At 64.1% G+C, this 13,792-nt stretch carries 14 protein-coding genes; 5 read left to right on the top strand and 9 right to left on the bottom strand.

Annotation, left to right across the window (positions count from 1 at the left end; all coding sequences use genetic code 11):
* Positions 1 to 19: 19 nt before the first annotated feature.
* From AC0L16_RS16040 to ftsE, 3 genes are all read right to left on the bottom strand, one after another.
* Positions 20 to 739: a YdcF family protein gene (locus tag AC0L16_RS16040; protein ID WP_473621860.1), complete on the bottom strand. Its 720-nt coding sequence runs from the start codon at positions 737 to 739 to the stop codon at positions 20 to 22.
* 81 nt (positions 740 to 820) lie between these two features.
* Positions 821 to 1,807, bottom strand: coding sequence for a cell division protein FtsX (locus tag AC0L16_RS16035; protein ID WP_473621859.1), 987 nt, complete (start codon positions 1,805 to 1,807; stop codon positions 821 to 823).
* Positions 1,800 to 2,459, bottom strand: coding sequence for a cell division ATP-binding protein FtsE (ftsE, locus tag AC0L16_RS16030; protein WP_473621858.1), 660 nt, complete (start codon positions 2,457 to 2,459; stop codon positions 1,800 to 1,802). The genes AC0L16_RS16035 and ftsE overlap by 8 nt, the downstream gene beginning before the upstream one ends.
* A gap of 195 nt (positions 2,460 to 2,654) precedes the next feature.
* Here ftsE and AC0L16_RS16025 point away from each other — a divergent pair, with 195 nt between their 5' ends.
* From AC0L16_RS16025 to AC0L16_RS16015, 3 genes are all read left to right on the top strand, one after another.
* Positions 2,655 to 3,296, top strand: a complete 642-nt coding sequence (locus AC0L16_RS16025) for a hypothetical protein (RefSeq protein WP_473621856.1) — start codon at positions 2,655 to 2,657, stop codon at positions 3,294 to 3,296.
* Between the two features lie 27 nt (positions 3,297 to 3,323).
* Positions 3,324 to 3,866 carry a hypoxanthine phosphoribosyltransferase gene (gene hpt, locus AC0L16_RS16020; RefSeq protein ID WP_128181711.1) on the top strand — a complete coding sequence of 181 codons (543 nt, stop codon included), beginning with the start codon at positions 3,324 to 3,326 and terminating at the stop codon, positions 3,864 to 3,866.
* 63 nt (positions 3,867 to 3,929) lie between these two features.
* The gene (locus AC0L16_RS16015) at positions 3,930 to 4,301 is read left to right on the top strand and encodes a response regulator (protein WP_236385137.1); all 372 of its coding nucleotides are present in this window, start codon (positions 3,930 to 3,932) and stop codon (positions 4,299 to 4,301) included.
* 12 nt (positions 4,302 to 4,313) lie between these two features.
* Here the strand turns inward: AC0L16_RS16015 and AC0L16_RS16010 are convergent, their stop codons facing one another.
* On the bottom strand, positions 4,314 to 5,264 hold the full coding sequence (locus tag AC0L16_RS16010; protein WP_473621855.1) for a DMT family transporter: 951 nt from the start codon (positions 5,262 to 5,264) through the stop codon (positions 4,314 to 4,316).
* Between the two features lie 274 nt (positions 5,265 to 5,538).
* Between AC0L16_RS16010 and AC0L16_RS16005 the strand changes: the two genes are divergently transcribed.
* Entirely contained in the window at positions 5,539 to 6,396 is an 858-nt protein-coding gene (locus AC0L16_RS16005; protein WP_473621854.1) for a LysR family transcriptional regulator, read from the top strand.
* Between the two features lie 12 nt (positions 6,397 to 6,408).
* Here AC0L16_RS16005 and AC0L16_RS16000 read toward each other — a convergent pair whose 3' ends face one another.
* Both AC0L16_RS16000 and AC0L16_RS15995 read right to left on the bottom strand, forming a co-directional pair.
* Positions 6,409 to 9,102, bottom strand: coding sequence for a TIGR02302 family protein (locus AC0L16_RS16000; protein WP_473621852.1), 2,694 nt, complete (start codon positions 9,100 to 9,102; stop codon positions 6,409 to 6,411).
* 191 nt (positions 9,103 to 9,293) lie between these two features.
* Entirely contained in the window at positions 9,294 to 10,235 is a 942-nt protein-coding gene (locus AC0L16_RS15995; protein WP_473621851.1) for a threonine/serine dehydratase, read from the bottom strand.
* A 49-nt stretch (positions 10,236 to 10,284) separates the two neighbouring features.
* Here AC0L16_RS15995 and AC0L16_RS15990 point away from each other — a divergent pair, with 49 nt between their 5' ends.
* Positions 10,285 to 10,587, top strand: coding sequence for an ArsR/SmtB family transcription factor (locus tag AC0L16_RS15990; RefSeq protein ID WP_077372890.1), 303 nt, complete (start codon positions 10,285 to 10,287; stop codon positions 10,585 to 10,587).
* Between the two features lie 32 nt (positions 10,588 to 10,619).
* Here the strand turns inward: AC0L16_RS15990 and lysA are convergent, their stop codons facing one another.
* The 3 genes from lysA to argH form a co-directional block, all read right to left on the bottom strand.
* On the bottom strand, positions 10,620 to 11,888 hold the full coding sequence (lysA, locus tag AC0L16_RS15985; protein ID WP_473621850.1) for a diaminopimelate decarboxylase: 1,269 nt from the start codon (positions 11,886 to 11,888) through the stop codon (positions 10,620 to 10,622).
* Positions 11,889 to 11,940: 52 nt separating this feature from the next.
* The gene (locus tag AC0L16_RS15980) at positions 11,941 to 12,147 is read right to left on the bottom strand and encodes a lipoprotein (RefSeq protein ID WP_192356009.1); all 207 of its coding nucleotides are present in this window, start codon (positions 12,145 to 12,147) and stop codon (positions 11,941 to 11,943) included.
* Positions 12,148 to 12,375: 228 nt separating this feature from the next.
* On the bottom strand, positions 12,376 to 13,776 hold the full coding sequence (gene argH, locus AC0L16_RS15975; RefSeq protein WP_473621849.1) for an argininosuccinate lyase: 1,401 nt from the start codon (positions 13,774 to 13,776) through the stop codon (positions 12,376 to 12,378).
* Between the last annotated feature and the right edge of the window lie 16 nt (positions 13,777 to 13,792).

The raw sequence follows: 13,792 nt of genomic DNA, 5'->3' as shown, positions 1-13,792 counted from the left end.
CTGCCGGTTCCTGATCGGCTTAGTTCGGCGCAACAGCCTCGGCCAGCGCGATGCCGGTTGGCGTTGGCTTGACCGGCACGATGCCGCGCGCCAGCGCCAGCAGATATTTGTTGTATTCGGTGAACAGCACGCGCAAGGCTCTAGGCTTGGTCAGCCAGCCGCCATTGCCAAGATTGCTGTTGACCACCGGATAGGGCTCGAGCTTGGCCTTGTGCAGCAGCCGGCCCATTTCCAACAGGCTGCGCGGCATGTGATAGTTGTTGGTGACGAGGATCACGGTGCCATAGGCGTGGTCTTCCACCCACTTGGCACTTTCCTCGGCATTGCCGATCGTGTCGAGCGCGGCGCGGTCGATGTCGACGCAGCAGGAAAACAATTTCTTGTCGCCGCGGGTCGCGACCTGAAGCTGGCGGCGGCTGGCGGAAGGATGCACGCCGCTGATCAGCAGCCGCTCGCCCTTGCCGGACGCAAGCAGACCCATGGCCGCGTCGAGACGCGAATGACCGCCGGTCAGCACGATGATGGCATCGGCCCTTGCCGGATTGGCGGGCGTTGCCAGACGGCTGACGGTGTTGGCGAACCAGCCGAAGCCAACGGCAAACAACGTTGCCAGCACGAGCAGAAAGAAAGCTGAGATGCGTAGCGCGCTCGCCAATCGGCTGGGCTTGACGCGCTCGCTTGAACGCGTAATCACCAAGGGCAACTGTCCAGCCATTCCGGTCGAGTCGCGCGCGTCCATCGTCCTTATCGTTAACTCCGAAATGCGGCGTTTAGTAGGTCGAAAGGCACAAATTTCGTTACGCTAATTCTCTATCCGTGATCACCCGGCGTCCGGCTGGCGGACATCGATGTCGCTGAGATAGGTGACGACGGTGACATGAGAGGTTGCCGCCGTCAGCGCACCGATGACCAGCACCATGAGAACAACGCCGAGATAGCCCGCCGACCCGATGGCGAAATTGCCGAACAGGGCGGTCGCCTGATCGGCCTGCGGCGTCGCCATGTTTCGCGACGACCACCACGAGAAGACGATGAAGACGAACACCGCCGCCGCCCCCCCGGCGGCGGCGCCCTTCATGCCAGTGACCAGAAAGTGGTGGCGGAATTCGCGCGCGATAAAGCGCGCTTCGGCGCCGACGAAATGCAGCACCTCGATGATGTGGCCGTTGCCGGCCATGGCGCCGCGCGTCGCGAACACCACGGTCAGCACGGTTGCCGCCAACATCAGCGCCAGCACGGCGACGCCGATGGTCACCGTGGTGCGGGCCATGGCGACCAGCCGGTCGACCCAGGTGCGATGGTCGTCGAGCGAGGCACTGGGCAGTTTCGGCGTGATCGCGGCGCGCATTGCGGCGAAATCGGGCGGGTTGGTCTCGTCTATGGTGACGATGATCAGACGTGGCACTGGCAGCTCGTCGATGTTGAGACCCGAACCCAGCCAGGGTTCCAAAAGCCGCGCCGTGGCATCGCGGTCGACGATCCTGGCGCTCTTCACGCCAGGAAATTCGCCGGCGATCTGCGAGGCCTGGGCAAGTGCTGCCTCGATGTCGAGGCCGTCCATCGGCTTGATCTGGATCGTCGCCTCGCGTGAGATCTGGTTCTCCCACACCGAGGCGGTGTCGCGCACCAGCGTCACTGCGCCGAAGGTCAGGCAGGAGAGGAACGTCATGATGGCAATGACCAGGACCAGCGCCCGGCCGGCGATGTTCTGCGCCGGCACGATCGGCGCCATCTTGCGCTGAACGCGCTGCGTCCCAGCCCTCTCAGCGTGTTGGTCTTCGACATGGCGAGCGGACGGGTCAGTCATAGATTTCCAGCCTTCCGCCGGACAGGATCATGCGGCGTGCGTCGACCTGTTCCATCAGGCCGAGGTCGTGCGTTGCGATCACCACGGCGGTGCCCAGCCGGTTGAGTTCGATGAACAGCCGCAACAGGCGTCGCGCCAGCGGCGGATCGACATTGCCGGTCGGCTCGTCGGCAAGCAGGATTTCGGGCTGCTCGATCAGCGCCCTGGCGATTGCGGCGCGCTGCTTCTCGCCACCCGACAGCACCGGCGGCAGCACATGCATGCGCTCGCCAAGGCCGACCCATTTCAAGAGCTCGGTCACGTCGGTGCGGTAGCTAGCCTCCTCGCGCCCGCGCACGCGCAGCGGCAAGGCCACATTCTCATAGGTCGTCATGTGGTCGAGCAGGCGAAAGTCTTGGAACACCACGCCGATGCGCCGCCGCAGATGCGGCAGTTCGGTGCGCGAGATGCGCGAGCGGTCCTTGCCGAAGATGGTGATCAGCCCGCGCGTCGGCTTGAGCGACATGAACAAAAGCCGCAGCAGCGTCGTCTTGCCGGCGCCCGAAGGGCCGCTCAGGAACTGGAAGGAGCGCTCCGGTATGTGCAAGGAAATGTCGCGGAGGATTTCCGGACCCATGCCATAGCGGAGGCCGACATTTTCGAAGCGGATCACGTTCGACGACCTGAAACTTGCGGCGGCGACGAGCCAACCTTCTCTGCGAAATGACCATCGGCCGGCATGGTTAACCGGCGGTTAATTTTGGGGTTTTTTGGGCGCGTCACAAGGGTTTCCGGTGGGGAAGCGTTAACCATTTCCGTTTACGCAAAAGAAACGAAGAGCGAACAAGTGCGAAGTGCTGGGGCCGCGATGGCTGACGATCGAACCGCGCGCCCGGTTTCCGGCGAAATCATGACCGACACGGCCGCCGCGCCGGAACGCGTCATGCGTGATCCAGCCGGTGACGTCGTCGACGCCGACTACGAGGTGCTGCCGCGCTTAACCGACAGCACGGGCCTTTCACCGCCGCTTTTGCGCGTGATCACCACGCCATCGATCAAAGGCATGGACATGCTGCGCAAGCCGGTAGCGGCGATGGAACGGCTGCGGGCCTCACGCGGCGGGCCGATCTTCTGGATCGCCGGCCTTAGTGCCGCGTTTGCAGCCTTCTGGGTCTCGGGCGGCCACGCGCTGTTGCGCCAGACGCCGCTTCTTCTGGCGGCGCAGCACGCGGGCGCTGCCCTGACCATTTCAGGCGTCAAGTCGCATATCGATGCGTCCGGGCCGCAACCTGTCCTGTTCGTCGGTGGCGAGGCCTCGAATGACGGCGCCAGCCCGTCGCCATTGCCACCGCTGGAAGTCCGGGTCACCGGCAATGACAGGCGCACAACCCGCTATAGGCTGGCGACATTTAACCGTTCGCTGGCGCCCGGCGAAAGATTTGGCTTTTCCAGCCGGCTCGACGTGCCTAGAAACGGGGTCAAGACCGTCTCGGTCACCTTCGCCAATTAGCGGCGATCATTTCTGGAAAGGCAGCCAATGCCAATCGTGCGCGGCAAGGATATTGAGGTCCTGTTTTCGGCGTCGGCGATCGCCCGCCGCAATCTGGAGCTCGCCAAGGAGATCGCCGGGCACGATTATCACGACCTTCTGGTGATTTCGGTGCTGAAGGGATCGTTCATCTTCGCCGCCGACCTCATCCGCGCCATGCACGATGTCGGCCTGTCGCCCGAGGTCGAGTTCATCTTCATCTCCAGCTACGGCGCCGGCACCACCAGCGGCGAGGTGAGGGTGCTGCGCGATATCGACAATGAAGTCGCTGGCCGAGACGTGCTGTTAATCGACGACATCCTCGAATCCGGCAAGACGCTGTCCTTCACCCGCGACCTGATGCTGTCGCGCGGCGCCAAAAGCTGTGCCATCGCCGTGCTGCTCGACAAGCGCATGCGCCGCCAGACCGCGCTCAACGCCGACTATGTCGGCTTCGACTGCCCCGACTATTTCGTCGTCGGCTACGGCATGGATGTCGCCCACGCCTTTCGCGAACTGCCGTTTGTGGGCGTCGTCAAGGGCGACGCCTAGGTTTATCGTCGATGCCGTCTGCGGTTCAGGAAAAGTCAACTTTTCCCGGCGAAACTTTCCGCTATGGCAAAGCTCCTGATCGTTGAGGACGATGAGTCCGTCCGCACCCTCGCCGCTCGCGCGCTCGAACGCGCCGGGCATATGATTGACATCGCCGCCGACGGCGCGCAGGGGCTTGCCCTGATCCGCGCAGCACGTGGCGGCTACGACCTTGTCGTCTCGGATATCCGGATGCCGGGGATGGACGGCATCCAAATGGCCAAGGCGGCTGCATCGCTTTTCCCGGCGATGAAGATTTTGCTGATGACCGGCTATGCCGACCAGCGCGAGCGCGCCGAGGAATTGAACGGCGTCATTGTGGACGTCGTGCAGAAGCCGTTCACGCTGGCCGAAATCCGCGCGCGCGTCGAACAGGCGCTCGCCTGTTTCGCTTAAGATCCAGCGCGGTCAGGCCGGATCGCAGGTCGCTGCGATTGCCGGCGCGCTGCTCCGGCGCCGGCTGGTGTTGAGCGCGAACAGACCGGCGCCGATGATGAGGGCGGCGCCGATGACGGTGGTCGATCGCGGCACTTCGGCAAAGAACAGGAAGCCCCACAGCGGCGACCAGATGATGCCGGTGTATTCGAAGGTGGCGACGCCGTTGGCGGGCGCCAGCCGGTAGGCTTGCGACAACAGGATCATCCCGGCCGAAGCCACGAAGCCGCAGGCGGCCATCGTCAGGAAGTCGATTGACGTCGGCCAGATCCATGGCCTGACCAGGAACTCGAGGCTCGGATGCGTGGCATGAACTATTCCTGCCAGCCGGAACAGTCCGGCGACTGCTGCAGCGCCCAGGAGATAGACGCCGTTTTGATAGAACGCCATGACCGTGGATGATTCGGTGTCGCCGATCTTGCGGGCCATCAACTGCGAAAAACCGTACAGCACCGCCGAGGCCAGCGACAGCAGCGCCGCCCAGTCGAACAGCCCAGCACCGGGTCGCAGCATCACCAGCACGCCGAGCATCCCGACCATGACGGTGACCAGCGTCTGCCACGCCACCCGTTCGCCGAGATAGGGGCCGGCAAGCGCCATGATGAACAGCGGTGCCATGAAATAGAGCGCCACCGCGTCGGCAAGCGGCAAGGCGGCGATCGCGAGGTAGTAGAGCGTGTAGGAGGTGAACAGGATCAAGGCGCGCATCGTCAACATGCGAAACCGCTTCGAAAAGATCGCCCTAAGCCCGACATCGGCATGAACCAGCACGAGAAGAATGGGCAGGGCGACGATCGAGCGGATCGCCATCACCTCGGTCACCGGATAGGTGCCCGATACGGCCTTGATCAGCGGATCCTGGAGCGAGAACACCAGAACGCCGAGGCAAAGGCTTGCCATGCCGAGGACGGTCCGGTTCTGCATGGCGTTTCGACGGCTCCTTGCGTGCGCGGCCCGAGAGCCGGGCCTGCGTAATTTTTGGTTTATGCATGTCGTCGTCGCAAAACCGCTGCGCACGTCATGCATCAAAAAGAACCCGCCACCGTTTCGGGCAGCGGGTACGAGTGAGGACTTTTGTTGGTCCGCAGCCGATTTCGCAGCCGCATATCCAATGGGTGAAGCGACTATTATCCGCCGTTTGACATGTTGCAAACGAATTGGGATGATGCCAGCAATCAGATTTTCTTATGGCGGACAAATGAAGCCCACGCTCGACAGCGATCTGCTGCGCACCTTCGTCGCGGTCGCCGACGCCGGCAATTTCACCAAGGCTGCGGTGCAGGCCGGCCGTACCCAGTCGGCGGTTTCGATGCAGATGAAGAAGCTCGAAGATATGGTGGGCGACAGCCTGTTCGAGCGCGGTTCGCGGGGTGTGGCGCTGACGCGCCGCGGCGGCGAACTCATCGTCAACGCCCGCCGCATCGTGTCCCTGCTGGACGAGACGGCGGCATCGATGGTCGCGGCGCCGCTTGGCGGACCGGTGCGCATCGGCATTCCGGAGGAATATGGCCACGCGATCCTGTCGCGCGCGCTCGGTGCCTTTGCCAAGCGCCATCCTCAGGTCGACATCACCGTCCGTTACGCGCATTCCGGTGCGCAGATCGCGGCGCTCGCCGCCGGCGAGCTCGATCTGGCGGTGGTGTTCGAATGGCAGGACCTCTCCGGGGGTGAGGTGCTGATGCATGACCCCACCGTGTGGGTAACGTCGGAGCTGCATCACATGCATGAGGAGCGGCCGGTGCCGATCGCGCTCTACAACCGCGCCGGCTGGTGCAAGGATTTCGCGATAAAGTCGCTGGAACAGCGTGGTCTCGCCTATCGTGTCGCCTATACCAGCGATACCAATGGCGGCCTGCGGCTCGCCGTCACCTCCGGGTTGGCGATCGCGCCGATCTCGCGCAGCAACATCCCGGCCGGCTGCCGCGAACTTACGGCCGCCGATGGGTTCGGCGACATCGATTCCTCAAACGTGGTGCTGCGTCGCAATCCGAACGCTTCCGGCGAGGCCATCGCCAGCATGGAAGAGGCGATCCGCGAGGCGTTTTTCAACCGGTAGAGCAGGACGGCTTTATTTCAGCTCCAGCAGCCGCTCCAGATAGCTGCGCTCGATGTCGGGGCTGAGCGCGTTGCCGAGCCGCTTGCGAATCGCTTCGAGGATCTGGCGGGCGCGCTGCACGTCGATCTCGTCCGGCACCTTCACCGAATCGCCGAAATCGGGACCCTCGGTGGCGCGTGGCCGGCCGAGCGGATCGCGGTCGGCATTCTGCTGGCGGCCGCCGCGCTGGCCCTCGCCTTCGTCGCCCTGCATCGCCTGCAATTGCTTCATCATGTCCTTGGCGCCCTTGCGCAACGCCTCCAGCGCGCGGCCCTGGTGACCGACCGCCTGATCGCCATCGCTGTCGCCAAGCGCCTGCTCGGCATCGCCCATGGATTTGCCGGCCTCGCCAAATCCCTCATTGGGCTCGAGCCCCATGCCTTCGAGCCCCTTTCTCAGCTGGTCGAGCTCGCTTTGCAGTTTGCCCTGGCCTTCTTGCAACTGCCTCAGCGCGTCGGCGAATTCCTCCGGCGTCATCGGCTTCGGCCGGCCGAGCGGATCGCGGTCTTCGCCTGGGCCGGGCTGCTCGCCCTGTTCGCCCATTTGGCCCTGCTCGCCGTTCTCGCCGAGCTGCTCGTCGCGGTTCTGCCCGCGCTGTTGCTGGCCGCGCTGCATCTGGTCCATGCGGAAGGTCTCGTTCATCATCTCCTGCTGGCGCCGCATGATCTCGCCGAGCTTGTCCATCTGCTGGCGCATTTCGCTGTTCTGCTGGCCGCCCTGCTGCTGACGTCCGGCCTGCAGGTTGTTCATCATGTCCTGCAGTTGCGAAAGCAATTGCTGCGCGCTGTCGCGATCGCCGGACTTCGCCAGATTCTCGATCTGGTCCATCATCCGTTCGATATCACTCTGGCGCAGTTCCTGGCCGTTCTGCTGCATCTGCGGCGCGTTCGGATTCTGCTGCGCACGTTGGGCGAATTCCTGCAGGAACTGGTTCATCGCCTCGCGCAGTTCCTTCATCGCCTTGTCGATCTCCTCGTCGCTGGCGCCGTTCTTGATCGCGTCCTGCAACGCCTGCTGCGCCTGGCGCAGCCGCCTCTCGGCGTCCGAAAGGTTGCCTTCCTCGATGCCGAGCGCGATCTCCCAGAGATAGGCGACCTGATCGCGCAATTTGTCGTCGTTGTCGGCCATCTTCAACCGGGTGCGGGCGCTCATGATGGCGAGGTAGTGCGCCATATTGTCGAACGTATCTTCGGGCCTGAGCGTGATCGCATCCATCAGCTCGAGCACGCGGCTCTTGGCGTTGGCGTCGAGTGCCAGCACCCGGCGCTGCTCGATCACGGCCCTGGCCAGCGGATTGGAGAAAGTCCGCTCCGGCATCACCAGGGTCTTGGTTTCGCTGGTTGCCGTATGTCCGGCATCGTCGGTGGCGACAAGCCTGAGCTTGATGTCGCCGCCGGCCCAGACGTGCTCGGTCAGGTCCTTCGTGGTCTTGGCGGCATTGCCCTTGACGCCGCGGCGCGGCAGCGTCAGCGGCATTTCGGGCGGCCCATAGAGCGGATGCGCATTCGGCGCCGGTGGGTCGGCCAATACGAAATCCGCCTTGGCGGAGGCCGCGCCATAGTCGTCGTCGATCTGGTAGTTGAGCTCGAAGGAGCCGTTGACGGCGCGTTTCGGCTCGCCGACGAAGCGGATCTGTGGCGGCTTGTCCGGGATCACCGCGAAGGCCCAGCTGCCGAGTTCGTCGCCGCCCGAGTTCAGCGTCAGCGTGCCGTTGGCGGTCAGCTTTCCGGTGAACTGGCGCACCGTGGAGAGGGTTGCCGCCACCGGCTTGGCCGCAGCCGACTTGCCCGCAGCCGAATTGCCCGCAGCCGAATTGGCCGCAGCCGACTGGGCTGCGTCGGCCTGCTGCCCGGCCGGCTCGATGGTGCGGGCGTTGCCGTCAGCGTCGGCAAAGCTCAGCGTTTCCTCGCCCGAACCGCCGGTGACGCGCAGCGACACATCGCTGCCCTCCGGAACGGTGAAGGTGGACGGCGCCTGATTGCCATTGCTGGCGAGGGCCGGGTTGGCGAGGGCTGGGGCGGTGAGGAAGACCGGTGCCCTGCCGGTGTAGGCCGGCGGCGTCACCCAGGCGTCAATGCGCGGCGGGACAGAGTCGCGCGCCGCGTGGGCACTGAACCCGTCTGCTATGCGGCCGCCCGACGGCCCGAAGGAGAAGGCGAAAGCGGTGACCAACACAAGCGCCGCCACGGCGCGCAGCCCCCATGGGTCGCGCTCCGGCACGCGGGTGCGCGGCAGATCGCCACCGAGGTTGCCGAGTTTTTCGGCCATGCGTTTCTGGTGCTCGCGCCACAGCGCTTGCGAAAAAATGCTTTCCCTGCCGCTCGGCCGGTCGGTCTGAACCAGCACCGGGCTGTGCAGCAAGAGGTTGGCGGCCTCGATGCGCCGGTCGATCTCGGCACGGGACGGCACCCGGAAGAAACGCAGGGGATAGAGCGCGACAAGGGCTGCGATGGCGAACACAGCCACAAGACCGATGCGCGCCATGTCGGGCAGCAGAAGGAAGAGGCCGAGCCACGAGGCGCTGAGGAACAGGCTGGCGATGATGACGAGCGGAAGCAGCAACGGCCAGCCACGCTCGACCGTCATCGAGACCCGCGTCGCCAGCCGGCTCACGGCAAGGCGCCCGGCCAGGCTGCGATCGCTGGTGAAGGTGGATCGTTGCGTCATCGGCCCTTCCTGTTCGGGCGGGATAACCCGAACCTCACAAATCTATCGCACCGGCCCGAAAATCGGATGCGCCCCGAAAATCGGATGCGAAGGACTCAAAGTCTTAGATGCACGTCGCTCCAAACATACCAAGAAACACGGCGAAGGCGAGGCAGTTCCCTAAAACGTGAACAGGACTGCCCCCGCTATCGTCAGAATCCAGCCGGATTGGCGTTTGCACCGCAGACCAGCACGGCTACACGCTCGCCCGCAGCCGGCGCGTAGCGGCCGGACAGGATCGCCGCGAAGGCGGCGGCGCCACCCGGCTCGGAGATGATTCGCACCCGGTCCCAAAGCGCCGCCTGCGCGGCGATGATCTCGTTGTCGCTGACCAGTATGGAACGCTCGACGAAGGCTTCGGCGATTGGAAACATCATTTCGCCGACGCGCTTCGGCGCCAGCGAATCGGCGGCGATGCCCTCGGTCGGCGCATCTACGGGCCGGCCGGCCTCGAAGGCGCGATGAAGCGTCGGCGCACCCTCGGGCTCGACGGCGATGATCCTGATGCGGCCGGCAAACCAGGCGGCGATGCCGCCAATCAGGCCGCCGCCGCCGACGGCGACCAGCAGCGTGTCGAGCTCAGGCAGGTCGGCCTCGATCTCGAGGCCAAGCGTGCCTTGCCCGACCAGCGTCTCCTCCTGGTTGAAGGCGTGGATCTGCAGGGCGCTGGACTTTTCGGCGAAGCTTTCGCTGGCGGCCAGCGCTTCGGCATAGCGCGCGCCACCGACGACCAGCTCGGCGCCGTAGCCGCGGATACGTTCCAGCTTGGCCGGCGGGCTCACTTCGGGAACGAAGATCGTCGCCTTGTGGCCGAGCCGCATGGCGGCGTAGGCGACCGCGGCACCATGATTGCCGCCCGATGCCGCGACGACGCCAGCCTCGGGGACAGGCCGCTCGAGAAGATTGGTGAACGCGCCGCGCGCCTTGAACGAGCCGGAATGCTGCAGGCATTCGAGCTTCAGGTCGACGCCAAGAGGCGGACGGCCGAAGTCGGCCATGTCGACGCGCAGCACCGGCGTGTGGCGCACGAAGGGCCGGATGCGCGGTTCCATTGCAGCGATGCGTTCGCGGGTGATGCTATTGCCGTTCAGCATGGTCTGCTCCCAAGGTTGACATCTCTTAGTAACTTAGCAAAATGGCTAAATGCAAGAGGTCGATGTCTTCAAGGCGATCGCCAACGAGCGCAGGCTGCAAATCCTCGATTGGCTGAAGGATCCGCGCGCGCATTTTTCGCCGCAGACCGATGGCGATCTGGTCGAGGACGGCGTCTGCGCGCTGCTGATTGCGGAAAAGCTTGGCATCACCCAGGCGACGCTTAGCGAGCACATGCGGGTGCTGACCCAGGCCGGCCTTCTGCGCAGCAAACGCATCAAGCAATGGACGTTCTATCGCCGCGACGAAGGCAGGATCGCCGAGACCAGGGCGCTGATTCAGCACCGGCTGTAGCTTCAACACCGGCAGTGACGCTGCGAGCCCCTCTACGTCAGCCAGTCAGGCAGCGAATCCAGCCCGATCAACTCGTCATAGGTCTGGCGCCGGCGCACGACATGAAAACGGTCGCCGTCGACCAGCACTTCAGGCACCAACAGTCGGGTGTTGTAGGTGCCGGCCTGCACCGCGCCATAGGCGCCGGCGGTGGCGACGGCGATCAGGTCGCCGGCCTTGAGCCGGGGCAGGTCGCGGTCGAGGCCGAGATAATCGCCGGTCTCGCAGACCGGGCCGACGACGTCGACCGTCATGCGCGGCGCTGCGGCCGGCTGCTGCACCACCGGCTTGATGTCATGGAAGGCGTCATAGAGTGTCGGCCGGATCAGATCGTTCATCGCGGCGTCGACGACCAGGAAGTTCTTGGCGTCGCCCTCCTTCACGAAGATCACTTGCGAGACCAGGACACCGGCATTGCCTGATATCAGCCGGCCCGGCTCAAACATCACCTTCAGCCCGAGCTTGGCGACGTGCTTCCTGACGATCTGGGCATAAGCGTCCGGCAACGGAGGCGGGCTGTTGTCGACACGGTAGGGAATGCCGAGGCCGCCGCCGAGATCGATATGCTCGATGGCGTGCCCATCGGCACGCAGCACGCCGACCAGTTCCACCAGCAGCGCGAAGGCGTCGTCGAAGGGCTGCAATTCGGTGATCTGGCTGCCGATATGGGTGTCGATGCCGGTGACCTTGATGCCAGGCAATTCAGCCGCGCGGGCATAGACCTGGCGCGACTTCTGCCAGGGAATGCCGAACTTGTTCTCGGCCCTGCCGGTGGAGATCTTCTTGTGGGTCTTGGCATCGACATCCGGGTTGATGCGCAGCGAGATCGACGCGACCTTGCCTAGCGCCGTGGCGCGGGCTGACAGCAGTTCAAGTTCCGGCTCGGATTCGACGTTGAAACAGAGAATGCCGGCAGAGAGCGCAAAATCCATTTCGCGCGCGGTCTTGCCGACGCCGGAAAACAGGATCTTGTTGGCCGGAATGCCGGCGGCCAGTGCGCGACGCAATTCGCCTTCCGAGACCACGTCGGCGCCGGCGCCGAGCCTGGCCAGGATTTTTAGCACAGCCTGGTTGGAATTCGCCTTCATGGCGTAGCAGACCAGCGAGTCGAGGCCGGCAAAGGCCTGCGCAAACACGCGAAAATGCCTGGTCAGTGTCGCCGTCGAATAGCAATAGAACGGCGTGCCGACGCTTGCGGCGATCTCTGATATCGCCACGTCCTCGGCATGCAGCACGCCGTCGCGGTAGTCGAAATGGTTCACGAGAGCGGTTCCGGAAGTTGGAGCACGATGAGATCGGCCGATCTCATCGGCTCTAGATCAACGGGTCGAGAATGAACTTCTTGTCCTTGACCGGTTTTTCCGGCTCCGGCGGCACGGGCTGCTCGGCCTTTTGTGCGTCCTTGCGCGCCTGCACGGCCGCCTCATAGGGCGTCTCGAGCCCGGACTTCCTGCCGCAGGCCGTTACGGTTGCCAGCGCCGCCAGCAGCGTCAGCGTCACCAAAATCCTGCTTGCGGTCATCGATCCATCCGTCCGAAACTTTTGCCCGCCGCTTTTAGCCGAGTTTTTCCGGCATTGCACCTAGTGTGGTGGATTTGAAGTTCCTGTCATTGATGGCATTCGCGTTAAGGGACTTCAAATCCAAAACCACACTAGAATTCATTGATTAACTCGTGCGGCTTTTGAATCCGAAATTCGCTCGCCGCGCTGCTCCAACGTGATGCGAATTTCGGATTCGCCGCACGAGCATCACGCCCTGCCAATGTGCTTTTTCCAGTACCGAATCTGCTTCCTCACTTCCGACGGCGCGGTGCCACCGAAGCTCGTGCGGCTCTTCACCGAGTTCTGCACGGCAAGCACCGAAAACACGTCCGCCGTGATGCCGGGGTGAATGGACTGCAGGTCTTCCAGCGGCAGCCTGTCGAGCCCGATCTTCCTCTCTTCGGCCAGCGCCACGGCGCGGCCGGTGACGTGGTGCGCCTCGCGAAACGGCAGACCGAGGGTGCGCACCAGCCAGTCGGCGAGATCGGTCGCGGTCGCATAGCCTGACCCGGCGGCCTTCTTCATGGCGGCGGCGTTCACCGTCATGTCGCGCACCATGCCGGTCATCGCCGCCAGCATCAGGTCGAGCGTCTCGGCGGCGTCGAACACGGATTCCTTGTCTTCCTGCATGTCCTTGCCATAGGTCAGCGGCATGCCCTTCATCACCGTCAGCAGGCCAACCAGATGGCCGTTGATGCGGCCGGTCTTGCCGCGCACCAGCTCGGCGGCGTCGGGGTTCTTCTTCTGCGGCATGATCGAGGAGCCGGTGGAGAATGAGTCCGACAGCCTGACGAAGCCGAATTGCGGCGTCGACCAGATAATGATCTCTTCGGCCAGACGCGACAGATGCGTCGCGCAGATCGCCGCCAGCCCCAAGAATTCGAGCGCGAAATCGCGGTCCGAAACGCTGTCGAGGGAATTGCGCATCGGCTCGCGGAAGCCGAGCGCCCTGGCCGTCTGGTGCCGATCGATCGGAAAGCTGGTGCCGGCAAGGGCGGCCGCACCGAGCGGGCTTTCGTCCATCCGTTCGATGGCGTCACGAACACGCGACAGGTCGCGCGAAAACATCTCGACATAGGCCATGCAGTGATGGCCGAAGGTCACCGGCTGCGCCGCCTGCATATGGGTGAAGCCAGGCATCACAGTTGCCGCATGCTCCTCGGCCCGTTCCAGGAACGCCGTGATCAGGCCCTTCAGCGCCTCGGCGACGCGAAAGCACTCGTCCTTGACCCATAGCCTGAGATCGACCGCCACCTGGTCGTTGCGCGAACGGGCGGTATGCAGGCGGCCGGCAGCCGGGCCGATCAGCTCGGCAAGGCGGGCCTCGACATTCATGTGGATGTCTTCCAGCCTGGTCGAGAACTCGAACGTGCCGGCTTCGATCTCTGCCAGGATCGTGTTCAGCCCGTGAGCGATTTTTTCTTGATCGGCCGCCGAAATAATGCCGGTTTGCGCCAGCATCTCGCTGTGGGCGATCGAGCCGCGGATATCCTGCGGGTAGAGTTTGCGGTCGAACGAGATCGACGCGTTGATCGCTTCCATGATCGCGGCCGGACCCGAGGCAAAACGTCCGCCCCACATCTGGTTGCTGGCCTTCTTGTCGCTCATCGCTATAACCCGTGCT

The organism is Mesorhizobium sp. WSM4848 (assembly GCF_055811375.1).
This window is presented reverse-complemented; position numbering and strand designations above follow the sequence as displayed.

What these genes read in the sequence shown, in the direction of transcription:
- AC0L16_RS16040 (WP_473621860.1), bottom strand. Translation starts at nt 739, where the DNA reads ATGGACGCGCGCGACTCGACCGGAATGGCTGGACAGTTGCCCTTGGTG.
- AC0L16_RS16035 (WP_473621859.1), bottom strand. Translation starts at nt 1,807, where the DNA reads ATGACTGACCCGTCCGCTCGCCATGTCGAAGACCAACACGCTGAGAGG.
- AC0L16_RS16025 (WP_473621856.1), top strand. Translation starts at nt 2,655, where the DNA reads ATGGCTGACGATCGAACCGCGCGCCCGGTTTCCGGCGAAATCATGACC.
- hpt (WP_128181711.1), top strand. Translation starts at nt 3,324, where the DNA reads ATGCCAATCGTGCGCGGCAAGGATATTGAGGTCCTGTTTTCGGCGTCG.
- AC0L16_RS16015 (WP_236385137.1), top strand. Translation starts at nt 3,930, where the DNA reads ATGGCAAAGCTCCTGATCGTTGAGGACGATGAGTCCGTCCGCACCCTC.
- AC0L16_RS16010 (WP_473621855.1), bottom strand. Translation starts at nt 5,264, where the DNA reads ATGCAGAACCGGACCGTCCTCGGCATGGCAAGCCTTTGCCTCGGCGTT.
- AC0L16_RS16005 (WP_473621854.1), top strand. Translation starts at nt 5,539, where the DNA reads ATGAAGCCCACGCTCGACAGCGATCTGCTGCGCACCTTCGTCGCGGTC.
- AC0L16_RS16000 (WP_473621852.1), bottom strand. Translation starts at nt 9,102, where the DNA reads ATGACGCAACGATCCACCTTCACCAGCGATCGCAGCCTGGCCGGGCGC.
- AC0L16_RS15995 (WP_473621851.1), bottom strand. Translation starts at nt 10,235, where the DNA reads ATGCTGAACGGCAATAGCATCACCCGCGAACGCATCGCTGCAATGGAA.
- AC0L16_RS15990 (WP_077372890.1), top strand. Translation starts at nt 10,285, where the DNA reads ATGCAAGAGGTCGATGTCTTCAAGGCGATCGCCAACGAGCGCAGGCTG.
- AC0L16_RS15980 (WP_192356009.1), bottom strand. Translation starts at nt 12,147, where the DNA reads ATGACCGCAAGCAGGATTTTGGTGACGCTGACGCTGCTGGCGGCGCTG.
- argH (WP_473621849.1), bottom strand. Translation starts at nt 13,776, where the DNA reads ATGAGCGACAAGAAGGCCAGCAACCAGATGTGGGGCGGACGTTTTGCC.